This window comes from Trichocoleus sp. Lan (assembly GCF_039961855.1).
GTDB lineage: Bacteria > Cyanobacteriota > Cyanobacteriia > Cyanobacteriales > FACHB-T130 > FACHB-T130.
This window is the reverse complement of record NZ_JAMPKA010000008.1, coordinates 153,141-168,347: the sequence shown is the minus strand read 5'-3', so window position 1 is coordinate 168,347 and position 15,207 is coordinate 153,141. Positions and strand designations below refer to the sequence as shown.

The 15,207-nt window shown below is 48.5% G+C and carries 14 protein-coding genes and 1 tRNA gene; 12 read left to right on the top strand and 3 right to left on the bottom strand.

Annotation, left to right across the window (positions count from 1 at the left end; genetic code table 11):
* Positions 1-113: 113 nt before the first annotated feature.
* Entirely contained in the window at positions 114-518 is a 405-nt protein-coding gene (psb28, locus tag NDA03_RS09625) for a photosystem II reaction center protein Psb28 (RefSeq protein ID WP_190415533.1), read from the top strand.
* Entirely contained in the window at positions 515-1,438 is a 924-nt protein-coding gene (locus NDA03_RS09620; protein WP_190415532.1) for a TIGR01777 family oxidoreductase, read from the top strand. The genes psb28 and NDA03_RS09620 overlap by 4 nt, the downstream gene beginning before the upstream one ends.
* Before the next feature lie 98 nt (positions 1,439-1,536).
* On the opposite strand, the gene murA is transcribed toward NDA03_RS09620, so the two are convergent.
* Complete coding sequence (gene murA / locus NDA03_RS09615; RefSeq protein WP_190415530.1) at positions 1,537-2,946, bottom strand: UDP-N-acetylglucosamine 1-carboxyvinyltransferase; 1,410 nt, start codon at positions 2,944-2,946, stop codon at positions 1,537-1,539.
* Positions 2,947-3,150: 204 nt separating this feature from the next.
* Here murA and NDA03_RS09610 point away from each other — a divergent pair.
* A tRNA-Leu gene (locus NDA03_RS09610) sits at positions 3,151-3,234 on the top strand.
* A 202-nt stretch (positions 3,235-3,436) separates the two neighbouring features.
* On the top strand, positions 3,437-4,222 hold the full coding sequence (locus NDA03_RS09605) for an RNA methyltransferase (protein WP_190415529.1): 786 nt from the start codon (positions 3,437-3,439) through the stop codon (positions 4,220-4,222).
* 74 nt (positions 4,223-4,296) lie between these two features.
* Here the strand turns inward: NDA03_RS09605 and NDA03_RS09600 are convergent, their stop codons facing one another.
* The gene (locus NDA03_RS09600) at positions 4,297-4,530 is read right to left on the bottom strand and encodes a hypothetical protein (protein WP_190415527.1); all 234 of its coding nucleotides are present in this window, start codon (positions 4,528-4,530) and stop codon (positions 4,297-4,299) included.
* A 262-nt stretch (positions 4,531-4,792) separates the two neighbouring features.
* Here NDA03_RS09600 and lpdA point away from each other — a divergent pair, with 262 nt between their 5' ends.
* The 6 genes from lpdA to NDA03_RS09570 all read left to right on the top strand — a co-directional run bounded on the left by lpdA (position 4,793) and on the right by NDA03_RS09570 (position 11,379).
* On the top strand, positions 4,793-6,223 hold the full coding sequence (gene lpdA, locus NDA03_RS09595) for a dihydrolipoyl dehydrogenase (protein ID WP_190415525.1): 1,431 nt from the start codon (positions 4,793-4,795) through the stop codon (positions 6,221-6,223).
* Positions 6,224-6,345: 122 nt separating this feature from the next.
* Complete coding sequence (gene trpC / locus NDA03_RS09590; RefSeq protein ID WP_348237929.1) at positions 6,346-7,227, top strand: indole-3-glycerol phosphate synthase TrpC; 882 nt, start codon at positions 6,346-6,348, stop codon at positions 7,225-7,227.
* Between the two features lie 129 nt (positions 7,228-7,356).
* Entirely contained in the window at positions 7,357-7,638 is a 282-nt protein-coding gene (locus NDA03_RS09585) for a DUF5340 domain-containing protein (protein ID WP_190415523.1), read from the top strand.
* Between the two features lie 265 nt (positions 7,639-7,903).
* Positions 7,904-9,208: a hypothetical protein gene (locus NDA03_RS09580; RefSeq protein WP_190415521.1), complete on the top strand. Its 1,305-nt coding sequence runs from the start codon at positions 7,904-7,906 to the stop codon at positions 9,206-9,208.
* Between the two features lie 209 nt (positions 9,209-9,417).
* Positions 9,418-10,572: an alanine--glyoxylate aminotransferase family protein gene (locus NDA03_RS09575; RefSeq protein WP_348237906.1), complete on the top strand. Its 1,155-nt coding sequence runs from the start codon at positions 9,418-9,420 to the stop codon at positions 10,570-10,572.
* A gap of 270 nt (positions 10,573-10,842) precedes the next feature.
* On the top strand, positions 10,843-11,379 hold the full coding sequence (locus tag NDA03_RS09570) for a hypothetical protein (RefSeq protein ID WP_190440924.1): 537 nt from the start codon (positions 10,843-10,845) through the stop codon (positions 11,377-11,379).
* A 55-nt stretch (positions 11,380-11,434) separates the two neighbouring features.
* Here the strand turns inward: NDA03_RS09570 and NDA03_RS09565 are convergent, their stop codons facing one another.
* Positions 11,435-13,282, bottom strand: coding sequence for a protein kinase (locus NDA03_RS09565; RefSeq protein ID WP_348237905.1), 1,848 nt, complete (start codon positions 13,280-13,282; stop codon positions 11,435-11,437).
* 273 nt (positions 13,283-13,555) lie between these two features.
* On the opposite strand from NDA03_RS09565, the gene NDA03_RS09560 reads away from it, so the two are divergent.
* Positions 13,556-14,581 carry a DUF389 domain-containing protein gene (locus NDA03_RS09560; protein WP_242033852.1) on the top strand — a complete coding sequence of 342 codons (1,026 nt, stop codon included), beginning with the start codon at positions 13,556-13,558 and terminating at the stop codon, positions 14,579-14,581.
* A gap of 40 nt (positions 14,582-14,621) precedes the next feature.
* Positions 14,622-15,128 (top strand): hypothetical protein, encoded by a 507-nt coding sequence (locus NDA03_RS09555; protein ID WP_348237904.1) that lies wholly within the window; start codon positions 14,622-14,624, stop codon positions 15,126-15,128.
* Positions 15,129-15,207 lie beyond the last annotated feature (79 nt).

The window sequence follows — 15,207 nt, the reverse complement described above, 5'->3', positions numbered from 1 at the left end:
ACTTGTCAAAAATATTTTAGGCGATCGCCTCTAAACTCTCTAGCTCACCGAGTCAGCGCTCGGAGGGCATTTGACTTTTGTATACTACTTTATGAGTTTCATTAATTTTGTGCATGACTTCTAATACACCCTTAATTCAATTTTTTGAAGGGATTCCTGAAGAAATCGGTAACGTCAGCTTACGGCGGAATCGCAGTTCTGGAGTCCGCACGGTATTGATGACATTTAACGAGCTGAAAGCCATAGAAAAATTCAACAGCTTTAAAAATAAGTTTTCTAATGGGCTGCGATTAACGGATGAAGAAGGTGAAATAAGCGTTGAGCCTTCTTCTGTAAAATTTGTTTTCAGCGGGCCAGAAGGGGATGATTTTCAGCGGTTGGACTGCGAATTTGAAATTCAGCGAGAAGACCACTGGGAGAGATTTATGCGGTTTATGAATCGCTATGCTGAGGTCAATGGTATGGCTTACAGCGACACGAAAAAAACCCCCGATAGCGAGGCAACCAGAGAAGCATGAAAGTAGCCATTACAGGAGCAACTGGATTTGTCGGCTCTCGTCTGGTAGAACGACTACACGCTCAAGGAAATCAAATCTTGGTTTTCAGTCGTAACCCTGCGAAAGCGAAGCAAGTCTTTCCTGCCAACACCTATCCCAATCTCGAAATCATTGCATATACACCCACTGAATCAGGCTCCTGGCAACAGTCCATTGCTGGGTGCGATGCTGTGGTGAATCTATCAGGAGAACCGATTGCGGAAAAACGCTGGACTCCAGAACAAAAGCAGACGATCCTAAATAGCCGAAAGCTAGGGACGCAAAAAATTGTAGAAGCAATTAATCAAGCGAATCCCAAGCCTGCTGTCTTAGTTAATTCTTCTGCAATTGGCTACTACGGCACCAGCGAGACGGCTGCCTTTGATGAAACTAGCTCAGCCGGTAATGATTTTCTCAGCACTGTCTGTAAAGAATGGGAAACAGAAGCCCAAAAAGTCAAAGACAGCGGCACGCGACTGGTAATTGTGCGAACTGGAATTGTCTTAGGAATGGGAGGAGCACTTGCTAAAATGCTTCCCCCCTTTAAAATGTTTGCTGGTGGCCCCATTGGTTCAGGGCGTCAGTGGTTCTCCTGGATTCACCGAGACGATTTAGTGAATCTAATTCTATTTGCACTCAGCCACCCAGAAATTGAAGGTGTCCTAAACGGTACAGCTCCGAATCCAGTCCGGATGAACGAATTGGCCCAAACTTTGGGAGAAGTTTTAAATCGACCCTCCTGGCTACCAGTTCCCAGCTTTGTTTTAGAAGGTCTCTTAGGAGATGGTGCCCAAGTCGTTTTGGAAGGGCAACAAGTTCTTCCAAAACGCACCTTGTCCCAAAGATTTGAATATCAGTATTCAACCCTAAAACCAGCGCTGACAGAAATTGTGAAGGAATAGACAATTCGGTAAAAGGTAATTGTTATGAGTGTTGAGTTATGAGTTTTGAATGAATACCTCATCACTCATCACTCTACCTATTACCGATTATTCTGCCTTCAACTTTCAACCTTTAAACCTTCAACCGGCAGGCTGTCACCTTCAACCTTCAAATTTTCAACTGGCAAACTGTCATCATCCTGCACCCGCTGTAGTTTAGCTCCCAGCTGCCGTAGTTTATCCTCCAGCTTTTCGTAACCCCGATCTAGATGCTGCAATCCTCGAATGATTGTTTTTCCTTCTGCCGCCAGCGATGCCAAAACCAACGCCGCCGAAGCACGCAAATCAGTAGCTAGGACAGGTGCCCCCGATAACATTGGCACACCCCGCACAATTGCATGATTGCCTTTCACGCGAATATCTGCACCCATGCGATTCAACTCTGCCACATGACGCAATCGGTTTTCAAAAACCGTTTCGCTAATCACGCTGTCCCCTTCACTGAGGGTCAGCAATGCCATAAATTGTGCCTGCATATCCGTGGGGAATCCAGGATATGGCAATGTTTCAATATCTGTTGCCGTGTGTGTTTGTCCTCCGATAATCCGCAGGCAGTCGGGCGCTTCTTCGAGTACCGTCGCTCCAATTTCCCGCAGCTTGGCAATCACAGCCGTGAGATGGTCTGGAATAATTGGGGACAGACTTAGTTCTGAATGGGTAATTGCTCCTGCAACGAGCAATGTCCCCGCCTCAATCCGGTCGGGAATGATGCTGTAATCTACAGAATGTAAGCTGGGAACACCAGAAATCACAATTGTATTGGTACCTGCACCGCGAATCTTGGCTCCCATTGCAATGCAGAAATTAGCGAGATCCACGACTTCTGGTTCTTGGGCGGCGTTTTCTAGGATTGTTTCTCCCTCTGCTAGGGTTGCCGCCATCATCAGTGTCTCTGTCGCACCAACACTGGGATAGTCCAGATAAATTTTGGCTCCCTTTAATCTTCGATTGCTGCCAGTTACATGGGCATTGACCATCCCATGATCGATTTGGACATCTGCCCCCATGTCCCGCAAACCTCGGACGTGAAGATCGACGGGTCTGGCACCGATAGCACAACCGCCAGGTAGTGGCACTTTTGCTACACCCAGTCGCGCCAGCATCGGTCCAACGATGAAGAAACTAGCTCGTAGCTGAGAAACTAACTCGTAGGGAGCTTTTGATTGCCCAATGTGGCTAGCGTTGATGTCGAGAATGTCGCCATTCCATTCCAGCTTCAGGTCTAGGGACGACAGAATTTGACCCATGCGCTTGACATCGACAAGCGAGGGAACGTTACGGATTCGGCAATCTTCAGGACACAGCAAGGCTCCTGCCATGATCGCTAGTGCCGCGTTCTTTGCGCCGCTAATCTTGACGTGCCCTTGCAAGGAAGCTCTACCCCAAATGTGCAAAACGGACTTGTCTTCTTCGGGCAGAGAGTAAGTATCGGTCAGGCTGAGAGGGGGGTTAATAGGTCTGTCCTCCAAATTTCACGGAATAGGGTGGCTTTTTTTTAAATTTGGTTTTGATTCTACAGGAAAGATTTTAAATGTCTAGATTAGCAATCCCGCTTCATTGTCAGTCGATGAAGCATTGTACCTTGTATCGGTTCACTTTTCCGGATAAAAGGTATTGACAAATTCTAGGGTTTGTTGCAAGATAGTAAATCGGTGGTATAAATCCAGACGTCAGCGGAACTGGCGGAATTGGCAGACGCGCTAGATTCAGGTTCTAGTGTTCGCAAGGACTTCCGGGTTCAAGTCCCGGGTTCCGCATTTTTAGGACTGAGGTATCAGGACTGAGGACTGAGTAGAAAAAAGTGGCGATCGAGATAGGGTAGTCAGACGCTAATAAAGAATTTCGTCACTTAGTAACACTCAGAACTCAATCCTTTGCCAGATTGGGAAAAAGTTCTTTCTTGCCTTTTGACACTTTCTCAGTCCTACAGTCCTCAGTCCTCAGTCCTAATTCTTGTTGATGTTGACGAGTCTCCAGAATCCTCTGGTCAAGCAAATTCGCAAGTTACATCGCTCCAAGGAACGGCGGGAGCAGCAAATATTTTTGTTGGAAGGGACGCATTTGCTAGAGGAAGCTTGTGCGGTTGATTATCCGTTAGAAACGGTCTGTTGTACGCCTCAATGGCAGGAGCGTCACCAGCAATTGTGGGAGCAAGCTTGTAATCGATGTCAAAGGGCTGAAGTGGTGAGCGAGGAAGTTCTGAAAGCGATCGCTACCACGATTCAACCCGATGGTGTCATCGCTACGGCACCCCGGATGAGCCGCCAGGTGTCCCCATTGCCAGTTACGGGTTTGGGGCTAATTTTGGAAACCGTGCAAGATCCAGGCAACCTCGGCACGATGATTCGTACTGCCGCCGCTGCGGGTGCGGATTGGTTGTGTGTCAGTGAAGATAGTGTGGATCTGGACAATCCAAAGGTGCTGCGAGCCTCTGCTGGACAATGGTTTCGGCTACCGATGCGGAGCAGTTCTGATTTGATCGCAGATATCTCTCAGTGTCGGGAACGAGGAATGCAAGTCGTGGCAACTGTGCCTAGTGCGACTTTAACCTACTGGGAGGTAGACTTACGTCGTCCCACTCTGATTTTGATGGGCAATGAAGGTGCTGGATTGTCTTCAGAGTTAGTTTCACTGGCACAGGTGCAAGTGACCATCCCCCTGAGTCCAGGAGTCGAGTCGCTAAACGTGGCTGTAGCAGCTGCTTTGATGTTGTACGAAGTAAAGCGTCAGAATGGCAGAAGTTAGGAAGTAGCCGCTAATCAGTAGTTATGGGTCAACAATGGTTAGTGTTTTTTTCGCTTTTCCCAACCAATTACTTGCTATCCGTTCCCCGATGATTTAGTCTTTTTCTGCATATATTCCTCAATGTCAGCAGCGGCTTGTTCCAGCTCATCTGCTTCAGTCAATTCTTTTTGATGATTACCGCTGTCCGACTCTGACTGGGATCGAGCCGTCTGATTGTCCGGCAATTCCAATAAATCCTGCAATTGCTCAAGCGATTCGCTAAACGCTTGATCGGCGGCGCGACGATGGTCTTGGTCACTCTGATTCATTACGCTGGTTCCACAAACACTGCTTTTGATGGCAGGGCACCCTAGTAATTGACAGCGATCGCTCGAATTGAGCGATCGCTGGATTTCTTTTAGTTTCTAAGATATAACACGCGGCTGAAGGGATGACTCATTCGTAATTTTTTTAGAGAAAATTGTAAGGAGAATAACTTGCACTCTTTCACTCCACAACCGATTGGGGACTTGCGCTCACCGTTGGTCAAGCTGAAAATGAGGAGGGCATCGTCGTCTAGGGGAGAGTAACGTGACTCAAGGATTTGATTACGATTTAGTGATTATTGGAGCCGGTGTCGGCGGACATGGCGCTGCCCTACACGCCGTTTCCTGCGGTCTCAAAACCGCCATTGTGGAAGCAGCCGATATGGGCGGCACCTGCGTGAATCGGGGCTGCATTCCTTCTAAAGCTTTGTTGGCAGCATCCGGTCGAGTGCGAGAGTTACGCAATGCCCACCATTTGAAATCGCTGGGGATTCAAGTTGCAGGCGTTGAGTTTGACCGACAAGCGATCGCAGACCATGCGAACAACCTTGTCTCCAAGCTTCGCGGCGATTTGACAAACAGTTTGAAACGGCTGGACGTTGAAATTCTCCAAGGTCGGGGGAAAATTGCGGGACCGCAAAAAGTCACTATCAGCACGGGATCGGGTGAAAAAACCGTTACGGCAAAAGACATTATCATTGCCTCTGGGTCAATTCCTTGGGTTCCACCAGGAATTGAAATTGATGGCAAAACTGTTTTTACCAGCGATGACGGCGTGAGATTGGAGTCGCTACCTTCCTGGATTGCGATTATTGGCAGCGGTTACATTGGTCTAGAATTTTCAGATGTTTACACCGCATTAGGCGCTGAAGTCACCATGATTGAAGCGTTACCCCAGCTGATGCCTGGGTTTGACCGGGACATTGCCACGATTGCCGAAAGAGTGCTGATTAAGCCGCGTGACATTGAAACGAAAGTAGGCACGTTGGCGAAGAGTGTTAAACCGGGTTCTCCCGTGGTCATTGAGCTAGCCGACGCCAAAACGAAAGAAGTTGTGGACGTGCTAGAAGTAGACGCTTGCTTGGTTGCTACAGGTCGCATTCCGGATACTAAGGACTTGGGGCTGGATGCTATCGGCGTTGAGACAAATAGAGGCTTTATCCCCGTCGATGACCGGATGGCAGTCTTGTCAAGTGGCGAACCCGTGCCCCACCTGTGGGCAATTGGAGATGCGACGGGCAAGATGCAGCTGGCTCATGCGGCGTCGGCTCAAGGCGTTGTGGCGGTAGAGAATATCTGCGGGCGTCACCGTTTGATCGATTATCACAGCATCCCCGCCGCCGCCTTTACTCACCCAGAAATTAGCTTTGTCGGCAAGACGGAACTGGCAGCGAAAGAAATGGGGAAAGAGGAGGGATTTGAAGTTGCAGTGGCGAAGAGTTATTTCAAAGGAAACTCGAAAGCGATCGCAGAAGGGGAAGCGGATGGGATGGCAAAAGTAATTTACCGCAAAGATACAGGCGAAGTGCTGGGCGTCCACATCATCGGAATGCACGCAGCGGATTTGATTCACGAAGCCGCCAACGCGATCGCTCAACGCAATTCTGTCCAGACTCTGGCATATTTTGTCCACGCACATCCTACCCTCTCAGAAGTATTGGATGAAGCTTACAAACGGGCTGTAGGTTCTCATTAGGGAGAAGAGTCATTCGTGATTTGTCATTCGTCGATTGCTGGTGACGAATGACGAATCACCGTTGACAAATGACCCCTACTAAGCCCCCATTCCCCATGAATAATTGTGCCAAACTAGGAAATATGCAAATTCGCCGCCGTCCCCCAAACCCATCGATTGCCATCAGCACTTTACGCTATCAGGTTGCCGTACCTGATGCCAAACCCCGCCACATTCTGGAGGAAATTGTCTGGCAAAAAGAAACGGAAGTTGACCAGATGCGAGAACGCGTGCCCTTAGTGGAGTTGCGGCGTCAAGTGCAGTCTGCACCTGCACCTCGTGATTTTATCGGTGCTTTGCGGCAAGGGAAGACAAAACCTGCCTTGATTGCAGAAGTCAAAAAGGCTTCTCCCAGTAAAGGTGTGATTCGGGAAGATTTCGACCCAGTGGCGATCGCGACTGCTTACCAGCAAGGAGGAGCCAGCTGTTTATCAGTCTTGACCGATCGAAAATTTTTTCAAGGGAGTTTTGAAAATCTGACGGCTGTTCGCGCTGCCGTAGACTTGCCCGTTTTATGTAAGGATTTCCTAATCTATCCTTACCAAATTTATCTCGCCCGACGCCACGGAGCCGATGCCGTTCTCTTGATTGCAGCAATTCTGAGCGATCAAGACCTCCAATACTTTGTCAAAATTACCAATGCTTTGGGGATGACACCGCTGATTGAAGTGCATACTCTAGCAGAATTAGACCGAGTATTCTCCTTAGAAGGCGTTACGCTAGTTGGTATAAATAATCGCAATCTGGAAGATTTTTCCGTAGACTTACAAACAACCTGCCAGATTTTAGCGGCGCGAGGTAGCGAGTTGCGCGATCGGGCGATCGCTGTCGTTAGCGAATCGGGTCTGCACACGCCATCTGACCTTCGCTTGGTTGTGCAAGCGGGTGCTGATGCGGTGCTGATTGGTGAGTCCTTGGTGAAACAGTCCGACCCTGCTGTTGGCATCGCCAAGCTGTTTTCCTAGAATGAAAACCCTTTTGCAGGATAAAGGAGGGAGGAGGAAGGATGAAAGATTGAATAAAGAACTTTTTCATTCCCCCTTCCGCCTTCATCCTTGCCCAATATCTTGACCCCTATAGGTAAATTAGGTTTCATGGAGCCAATTCCTCTTCCCTCTCGTATCCACTACGAATTACTCCTGCAAGTGTTGGAACGCCACACCTCGTTCGCCGTTAGTCAAAAACCGGCAGTGCGGGAGCAAGTTCACCAGCTGATCGGTACTCTCCGCAAAGCAATGGCTCAACAGAAGCAACTCGAACAAACTTGCGAACGAGCAAATTTACCAATTGATTACCGTTGGTCTCTGAATAACATTGCCTTCGATCAACCACCTTCGCCAGATATTGTCACCGGACACCGAGAACCCAAGGTATAAAAGGTATTGAGATTAGAAAGGGTGTGGGGCGAAGCCAGAATTGTTAAATACCTGAATTCTGTGCCTAGATGCTGGCACTGATGCTTCGTCCTCAATACAGAAAAATCGCCGGAAAGCCCTAAAATTAGGGTCAATGCTTTCTACTTACTTAAGTGATAAACAGTGATAAACGCTCCGAGAACTGCTAACTGCTAACTCATCACTCGGAAATGCGAGATGGCTGTTGGATGCTCCAAGACCGTTATTGACTTCTGGGAGGTTCGGAGTGACTGAACCAGATTCAGCCGATCGTTTTTGGTTAAATTCAAAGGAAGCTTCAGCAGACGCAGAGGCAAAGGATGCTCTTGCTACTCCACAGCCTCATCCCAGCGAATTACCCTCGTTAGAAGACTCACAAGGGCAATGCTGTGAACTGGAGCCTCCAGAACCGCTGGAATTGGCGCGATCGCCTTCGCAAGAACAGCAGCAGTTAGCTCGCATTCATCAGTTAGAGCAGGCGTTGGAGGAATCCCAGGCTTGTGTCAGTGAGTTGAGACTCCAACTAAGCGAGCAACATCTTTTAGAAACTCAGCTAGCATCGACAGAGGAAGCCGCGAATCTTCAACAGCGGGCGCTCGATCAATTCAAGCAACAGCTGTTCGAGCAGCAGCAAGCGCTAGAGAATCATCAATCGCAAGCGGTTCTCAAAGACGAAACGGTTCAAGAATTGTTAGCGACGATTGAAACTTTAGCTGAGGCGCAGCAAGGAGAAGTAGGACGTTTGCGAAGGCAGCTAGCTCAGAGCCGTCAGACTAGCCAAAACAGTCAAACGCTGCTGGAACAAGAGCTAGCGAACCGACAAACAGCCTTAGAAGCACAGCAACAACGAGTGCAGGAGCTAGAATTTCAAATTCTGGAAGCTCGAACTGTAATAAGGCGTTTGGAGGTGCAGGCGCTAGAGCAAGAGCAGCAAATGCAGGCGCTTTATAGTCGATGTAGCGATCGCGCTACAGTTATCAATCAGCTAGAAGATCAACTCCAAGAAGCCAACGAAACATTGGAAGAACAGCAACAACTGTTGGCAAACCTTTCCGAGACTGAAGACTTGGTTGGTGAACAGGATGCAGCCATTAAAGCTCTTCACCGCCAGATTGAAGACCTAGAAAACCAGCTAGACAAGCAAGCCAAAATTCAGGCTCGATTGCAACAAGCTTGCCACGACTTGGCAGAGTCGCGCGATCGCTATCAAGCCCAGACAACCGAATTAGAAACTCACACCGCGACCCTGCAAGAGCAAATTCTCATGCAAGCCCAGCAAGCAAATGAGTACGAAGCCGCCATCCAGTACTGGAAAGACCGTTGCAATGCTAGCCTTCGTAGCGCTCAAAAACTAAAGGATTTCTTGCAACGAGTGCTAGCAGATAGCCCTGAGGATCTGGAAGAACTGCTGATGGCAATAGAACCCCCAACTGTGGCTGAGATTCCTCAGCCAATCAACCGAACTCCTTTATCATCTCCTCACCCCAACAAACATTTACAGGTAGACCTTCCCGCTTTTTTAAGAAAAATCCCACCGGAGAAATTAGAGTAAAGATTTGGCTTTTTGTCAATGTTTTAGTAGTTATTAACTCCTTACTTGTCAGTACTAGCTCGTAAAGAGACTGTAAACCGATTACCCACTACTGACTATCGATTACTCAATTACTCCGAAAAGCTAAAAAGCTGATTGCTAATTGGTGAATGGATTGGAAAAGATATGCGATTCTGGAGTATGCGCTCTTCAAGTTTAAGGACAGATCGATGGACGATAAGTTAATGTTGATGATTCCCGGCCCAACACCAGTGCCGGAACAGGTATTACTCGCCTTAGCCAAGCATCCATTTGGGCACCGCAGCAGTGAATTTAGCAAACTGATGGCTGAGGTGACGCAAAACCTGAAATGGTTGCACCAAACCGAGAATGACGTGCTGATGTTAACTGCCAGTGGCACGGGGGCGATGGAAGCTGGCATCATTAACTTCCTGAGTCCAGGCGATCGCGTTTTGGTTGGCTGCAATGGCAAATTTGGCGATCGCTGGGCGGAACTTAGCCAAGCTTTCGGTCTGAATGTTGATACGGTAAAAGCTGAGTGGGGTCAAGCCCTCGACCCAGAACAATTCCGGGAAAAACTCGAAGCCGATACAGATAAACAAATCAAAGCGGTGATTGTCACCCATAGCGAGACATCCACTGGCGTTCTCAACGACCTGGAAACGATCAATCGTCATGTTAAAGCCCACGGTGAAGCTTTAATGATCGTTGACGCTGTTACCAGCTTGGGAGCGGTGAATCTGCCGATTGATGAATGGGGCATTGATGTGGTGGGGTCTGGCTCCCAAAAAGGTTACATGATTCCCCCAGGACTCGCGTTTGTCTCTGTCAGCCCGAAAGCTTGGGAAGCTTACAAAACGGCTAAGTTGCCCCGCTACTACTTGGATTTGGGCAAGTACCGCAAAGATGCCGCCAAAAACACGACTCCCTTTACCCCTCCGGTGAACTTATTTGTGGGGCTGCACGTTGCCCTGAAAATGATGAAAGCTGAGGGTTTGGAGTCGATTTTTGCCCGTCACCAACGGCTGATGACGGCGACCCGCGAGGCGATGAATGCGCTCTCGTTGCCGCTGTTTGCGCCTGAAGGTGCAGGCAGTCCGGCGATTACCGCTGTGGCACCGACTGGGGTGGATTCCGAGCAAATCCGTAGCGTGATGAAAAAGCGGTTCGACATTGTCCTGGCTGGCGGACAAGACCATCTCAAAGGAAAAATCTTCCGGATTGGTCACTTGGGTTTTGTGAGCGATCGCGATATCCTCGCTGCCGTTGCCGCTCTGGAAGCGACACTGCGAGAAGTCGGATACGAAGGCTTTACTCCCGGTGCCGGTGTTGCCGCTGCCGCTAGGATATTTAGCACCCACTAGAACTGTCTCTTGGGGTTTGGATAGTTGCAGGCATTTTATATTGCAGTCTTATTTGAGTGGTGAGATGCCAGCGGTTTAGATCCCGGACTTCTAAGAAGTCCGGGATTTTGCCTTCAGTCCGATCTGATTTGTCAGTCAGCCCATTGCGATCGGGCTTTCTCTAACCCAAGCGCTCGCATTCTGATTATTATTGGAGTCGGTGCCAATTCAGGGGCTGGGGATTCGGTATCATTAGTAAAGATTGTTACCTTTTAACTTGGCGATCTCTCCATGCAAAAAACCAAGTTGATCAGTCAACTTCTTGTTGGCGGGCTGCTGTCCTTTGTCTTGGCGACTCTGGGCAATCAAGCTGTACAGGCACGGCGTACGGTCTCTCTCCCAGAGACTAAATGTGTGAGTACTGGCCCTGGTCGTTGGCGTCCTTATAAGTCAGATGTTGCTGTGGGTAGAGCCGTCTACACCAGCCGTCTCAGTCTGGCCCCAGGCAATGCTTTTGTGTCGATGACCTGTAGAATCATGCCGGAGGGTTATGACACTTACTTCCAAACTCTGAATTTGGAATATGGAATGCGGGATAACGACAGCGGTAGTCCTCCCACCACGGTCAATATTTATTTAGATGGACAGCGTAAGCATTCTCGCACGATTGCTCCTGGGCAGAAAGATTCCTTGTCATTTGATGTTACTAATGTCAATAATGTGGCGATAGAAACGATCTGTTCTAATAGGTCGCAATATTGCGGTCGCGTTTATTTCTTCCAAGCGGCGCTGGTGCCTTTCCCTCCACCTCCCGATGAGAGCAAGTAGAGAAATGTGCCCGCTTTGAGCGGAAAGCGATCGCTTAGCACTTATCTGAGTGTCGTCACAAGGAAGGCTCAGTTGCCGGACTCTCCGTGGGGCGAGGGCTTTCACTCGGACTCTGAATCGGGCTAGGGCTTTCAGTGGGACTAGGACTCTCGGTGGGGCTTTCGCTGGGGCTGGGAGACGGTGTTTGTTCGTTCTGTTTTTGCTCGGCTTGTGCCGCTAATTGGCGTAACCGATCTTGCCAATACCGGATTTGGGGAAGTCCAGGGTCGTTTGCAGCAGCAATGACGTCTTGCCACCGACCTTGCTCTAAAGCTCTTTGGGCATCCCGATATATCCCTTCTGCAACTGACCAGTTGAGAGACCACTCTTGCAGCGCCTCCCGCGCTTGTCCGTAAGCAGAACTGTTAGCGGGAATCGATTTTACTAGAGCGATCGCACCGCCTAAATCTCCTGCCTGAAATTTTTCTGTTGCCTGTGCAATAATCTCCCGTCCTCGATCGACGACAGGTTTCGGCGTTTCTGGAGAAGGTTTGGGAGTTGTTGTGCGAGAAGGCTTGGGAGTTGCTGAGGCAGATGAGCCACAATCGATAAATTTGCTAAAGACCCATCCCTTTACGGGCGAACTAATCGGCACCCACCCATTTTTTTCAGTCCCGGTAACAGATAAAATTGTCCCTTGTTTGACGCTGCCTACTACCGTAGCGTTAGGTCTAGAACGTACATTTAAGGGACCCTCTGAAACTTTGCAAGTGTCTTGTGGTTTTTCTACCACTTCATTGTTATTACTATTAGACTTTCTATCATTACTAGATTGCAGTTGATCAAATAAGAAAAATCCTCCTAGCAAAAACACCAAAGCAGTTACACCGACCCCCATCACGAGGGGAAATTTATTAGACGAGGGAGCAACAACAGGCGGATTGTACTCTTGACTAATTGGTTGTCGAGTAGGTTGTGGCGTGGGTTGGGGCGGAACGACTGGAAGGGTTTTCTGTTCAGACGGTGGAGTTGGCGGCGCTGGGGGAGAGGGCGCGTACTCAATGGGTGGATATCCAACTCCTACTCCTGGCTGTCCACTGCCATAGATTAGCTGTTGCAATTCCTGTAGTGCTTCCGTCGCTGACTGATAGCGGTCTTTGAAGTGGTAGCGGGTCATTTTTGTTAAAAAACCTGCTAACCCTGGACTGACCGCCACTAGATGCTGCCAGAGAATCTCGCCTGTCTGGGGATCTTCGTGCAATTGTAGCGGCATCAATCCCGTCAGTGCCTGGATGCCAATCATGCCTAAAGCATAAATATCGCTATTGGGGCGGGGTCTGCCTTGCGCTTGTTCGGTTGGCATATAGCCGGGAGTGCCAATGGCAACGGTGGCACTGGCTTGTGCTTGATTGATGAGGGTTTGAGTCCGCAGTAGCTTGACTGCGCCAAAGTCAACTAAAACTAGCTTGTTATCTGAGTTGCGTCGGATTATGTTATCGGGTTTGATGTCGCGGTGGATGACGCCGTTGTAGTGGACAAATTCCAAAACGCTCAAGACTTGTTGCAGCATCTGGATGACTTGACCTTCTTCCCAACGATAACTGGGTGAGAGTTCGGCGCTAAGGGGATGCCCATCGATGAACTCTTGGACTAAGTAAAATTCTTGGTTTTCTTCAAAGTTGGCTAATAATCTAGGAATTTGGTCGTGATTTCCCAGTTGTTCTAGAGTTTCGGCTTCGCTAGTGAATAACCGTCTAGCCGTTTCCAAAAAATGAGGGTCGCTACTAGCAGGCTTGAGGTGCTTGACAACACAAGTTGGGGCACCAGGACGGCGGGTGTCTTTGGCGATGTAGGTTTTTCCGAATCCACCGGCACCTAAGGCTTGGACAACTTGGTAACGCTGGTCTAATAAACGCCCGATCATGGTGCGACCTGCCGAAAAAAGAATGTACGCTCAATATTAATACCACTCGGATAAACCCAACGAATCCGCAGAGTTTGTCAAAGATTTCACTATTTTTTCAGATTGGAGTGTGAAGCGTTCGGGAAGCGTGCCTGTAAACACCGATAATTCACTGCTGATTTCCATCCAGAGAAGTAGCTAAATTTGGCGGAGGGATTGCGATCATTGTGAATATTGAGCATCAAGCGGAGCTTTTATCAGGCTTCAGATAGAATTTTAGGGTATTATTTTCATTTGCTAAAAAATATTCATTGGAAGTGGTCGAAATATCGGCGATGGCGACGAAAGGCACAGCAGGAGTTAGGCGTGCAGCGAGAGGGGCTGTTGGAAGAATCTACGATGGATTTGAACTACATCGTGTTGATTATTGGTTCCTGCGCGATCGCTACTTTGGGATTGTTGACTAACAGTGCGGCTGTCATTATTGGTGCGATGATCGTTGCCCCGTTGATGTTCCCCATTCGCGGATTAGCCTTTGCCGCTTTAGAAGGCGACGTGATTCTGTTTCGCAAAGGGTTGGTTGCAGTCGTCGTGGGGACGTGTCTGGCGATTGTTTTAGCGATGCTTCTGGGTTCCTTTGTCGGACTCCCAGAATTTGGCAGCGAAGTACTGTCTCGCTCTAGACCGACTCTACTCGATTTGGGAATTGCTGTAGTCGCTGGAGGCATTAGTGGCTTTGCGAAAGTGCAGCCCAAAATTTCTGGGACTTTGGCGGGGACAGCGATCGCTGTGGCGCTGATGCCTCCCGTTTGTGTCATTGGTTTGGGGCTTGCCCAAGCGAATTGGTCGCTGAGTCTGGGTGCAGCGCTGCTGTACATGACGAACTTGCTGGGGATTACCCTTGCCTGTATGCTGACTTTTTTATTGTCAGGCTACACCCCTCTAGCGAAAGCAAGGAAAGCCCTAAGTTGGACGCTTGCTTTAACGGCGATTCTTTTGATTCCTTTAGGGATCAGTTTTGTAGAATTACTCCGGCAAGCCCGACTAGAAGCGAGTTTGAAGCAGGCGCTACTGAAGAATACGATTACTTTTCAGCGAGTAGAACTGGTTAAAACTGAGTCCAACTGGTTAACAAACCCCCCTAAAGTTTATCTTACTGTTCGCGCTGAGCAAGTTTTAACTCCTAAACAAGTGCGATTGTTGGAAGAATTTGTTGCCAAAAAGATGGGTCAACGTTTTACCTTGATTTTTCAAGTTAGTCAAGTCGAAACTGTACAGCGAGAAACTCCAGTCTCGTCACCATCTTCACCTCAACCTTAAGTTTTTTCTATCACATTTTTTTCAATTTTATAAGATAAAAATGATGCCAAAGTTCACAAATATTACGAGTTGGGAGCAAGCTGAATTGCTCATGCAACCAGCTTTCATCCGAATCATCGACCAGATTCGCAAACAGCTAGACCAATCAAACTGGAAGGGAACTTACCAAGATGTATTGATTTGGCCTGAAGGGACGCCGGAGGAAACTAAAAACACTTTTACGTTATTAAGAGAAAAGCTTGCATCTGCTTCTCCAGAGGAAGCTGCGGAGATAGAACAAGCATTGGTAGCAATGCCTAATCCCTATCCTGGTTATCTACTTTGTTTGAAGCATCAAGACCAGCAAGTTACTGTTGATTTGTGGGAACTTTGTTATCAAGTCTGTTTTCGCAATTACACGCAAGCGATCGCTCACCCAGAGAATCAGCAAGTCGAGATTGATACTAGCTTAATTGAAGAGGATACTGGCGATGTAGACTGGAACCTCTTGGACGCTAAAGCGCGACAGCTAGTAGAGAAAGTATTTGCGGACTTACCAGCTAGTTAAAAAGTCCGCAAGTTAAAAGATGAGGAGAGGACGCGATCGCTTTTTTTTCAAGCGGCAGTCTCGTCAGCCAGATTATCGA

What these genes read in the sequence shown, in the direction of transcription:
- NDA03_RS09585 (WP_190415523.1), top strand. Translation starts at nt 7,357, where the DNA reads ATGGAGCCAATTCCTCTTCCCTCTCGTATCCACTACGAATTACTCCTG.
- NDA03_RS09555 (WP_348237904.1), top strand. Translation starts at nt 14,622, where the DNA reads ATGATGCCAAAGTTCACAAATATTACGAGTTGGGAGCAAGCTGAATTG.
- NDA03_RS09620 (WP_190415532.1), top strand. Translation starts at nt 515, where the DNA reads ATGAAAGTAGCCATTACAGGAGCAACTGGATTTGTCGGCTCTCGTCTG.
- trpC (WP_348237929.1), top strand. Translation starts at nt 6,346, where the DNA reads ATGCAAATTCGCCGCCGTCCCCCAAACCCATCGATTGCCATCAGCACT.
- NDA03_RS09575 (WP_348237906.1), top strand. Translation starts at nt 9,418, where the DNA reads ATGGACGATAAGTTAATGTTGATGATTCCCGGCCCAACACCAGTGCCG.
- NDA03_RS09565 (WP_348237905.1), bottom strand. Translation starts at nt 13,282, where the DNA reads ATGATCGGGCGTTTATTAGACCAGCGTTACCAAGTTGTCCAAGCCTTA.
- NDA03_RS09570 (WP_190440924.1), top strand. Translation starts at nt 10,843, where the DNA reads ATGCAAAAAACCAAGTTGATCAGTCAACTTCTTGTTGGCGGGCTGCTG.
- NDA03_RS09600 (WP_190415527.1), bottom strand. Translation starts at nt 4,530, where the DNA reads ATGAATCAGAGTGACCAAGACCATCGTCGCGCCGCCGATCAAGCGTTT.
- NDA03_RS09605 (WP_190415529.1), top strand. Translation starts at nt 3,437, where the DNA reads ATGTTGACGAGTCTCCAGAATCCTCTGGTCAAGCAAATTCGCAAGTTA.
- psb28 (WP_190415533.1), top strand. Translation starts at nt 114, where the DNA reads ATGACTTCTAATACACCCTTAATTCAATTTTTTGAAGGGATTCCTGAA.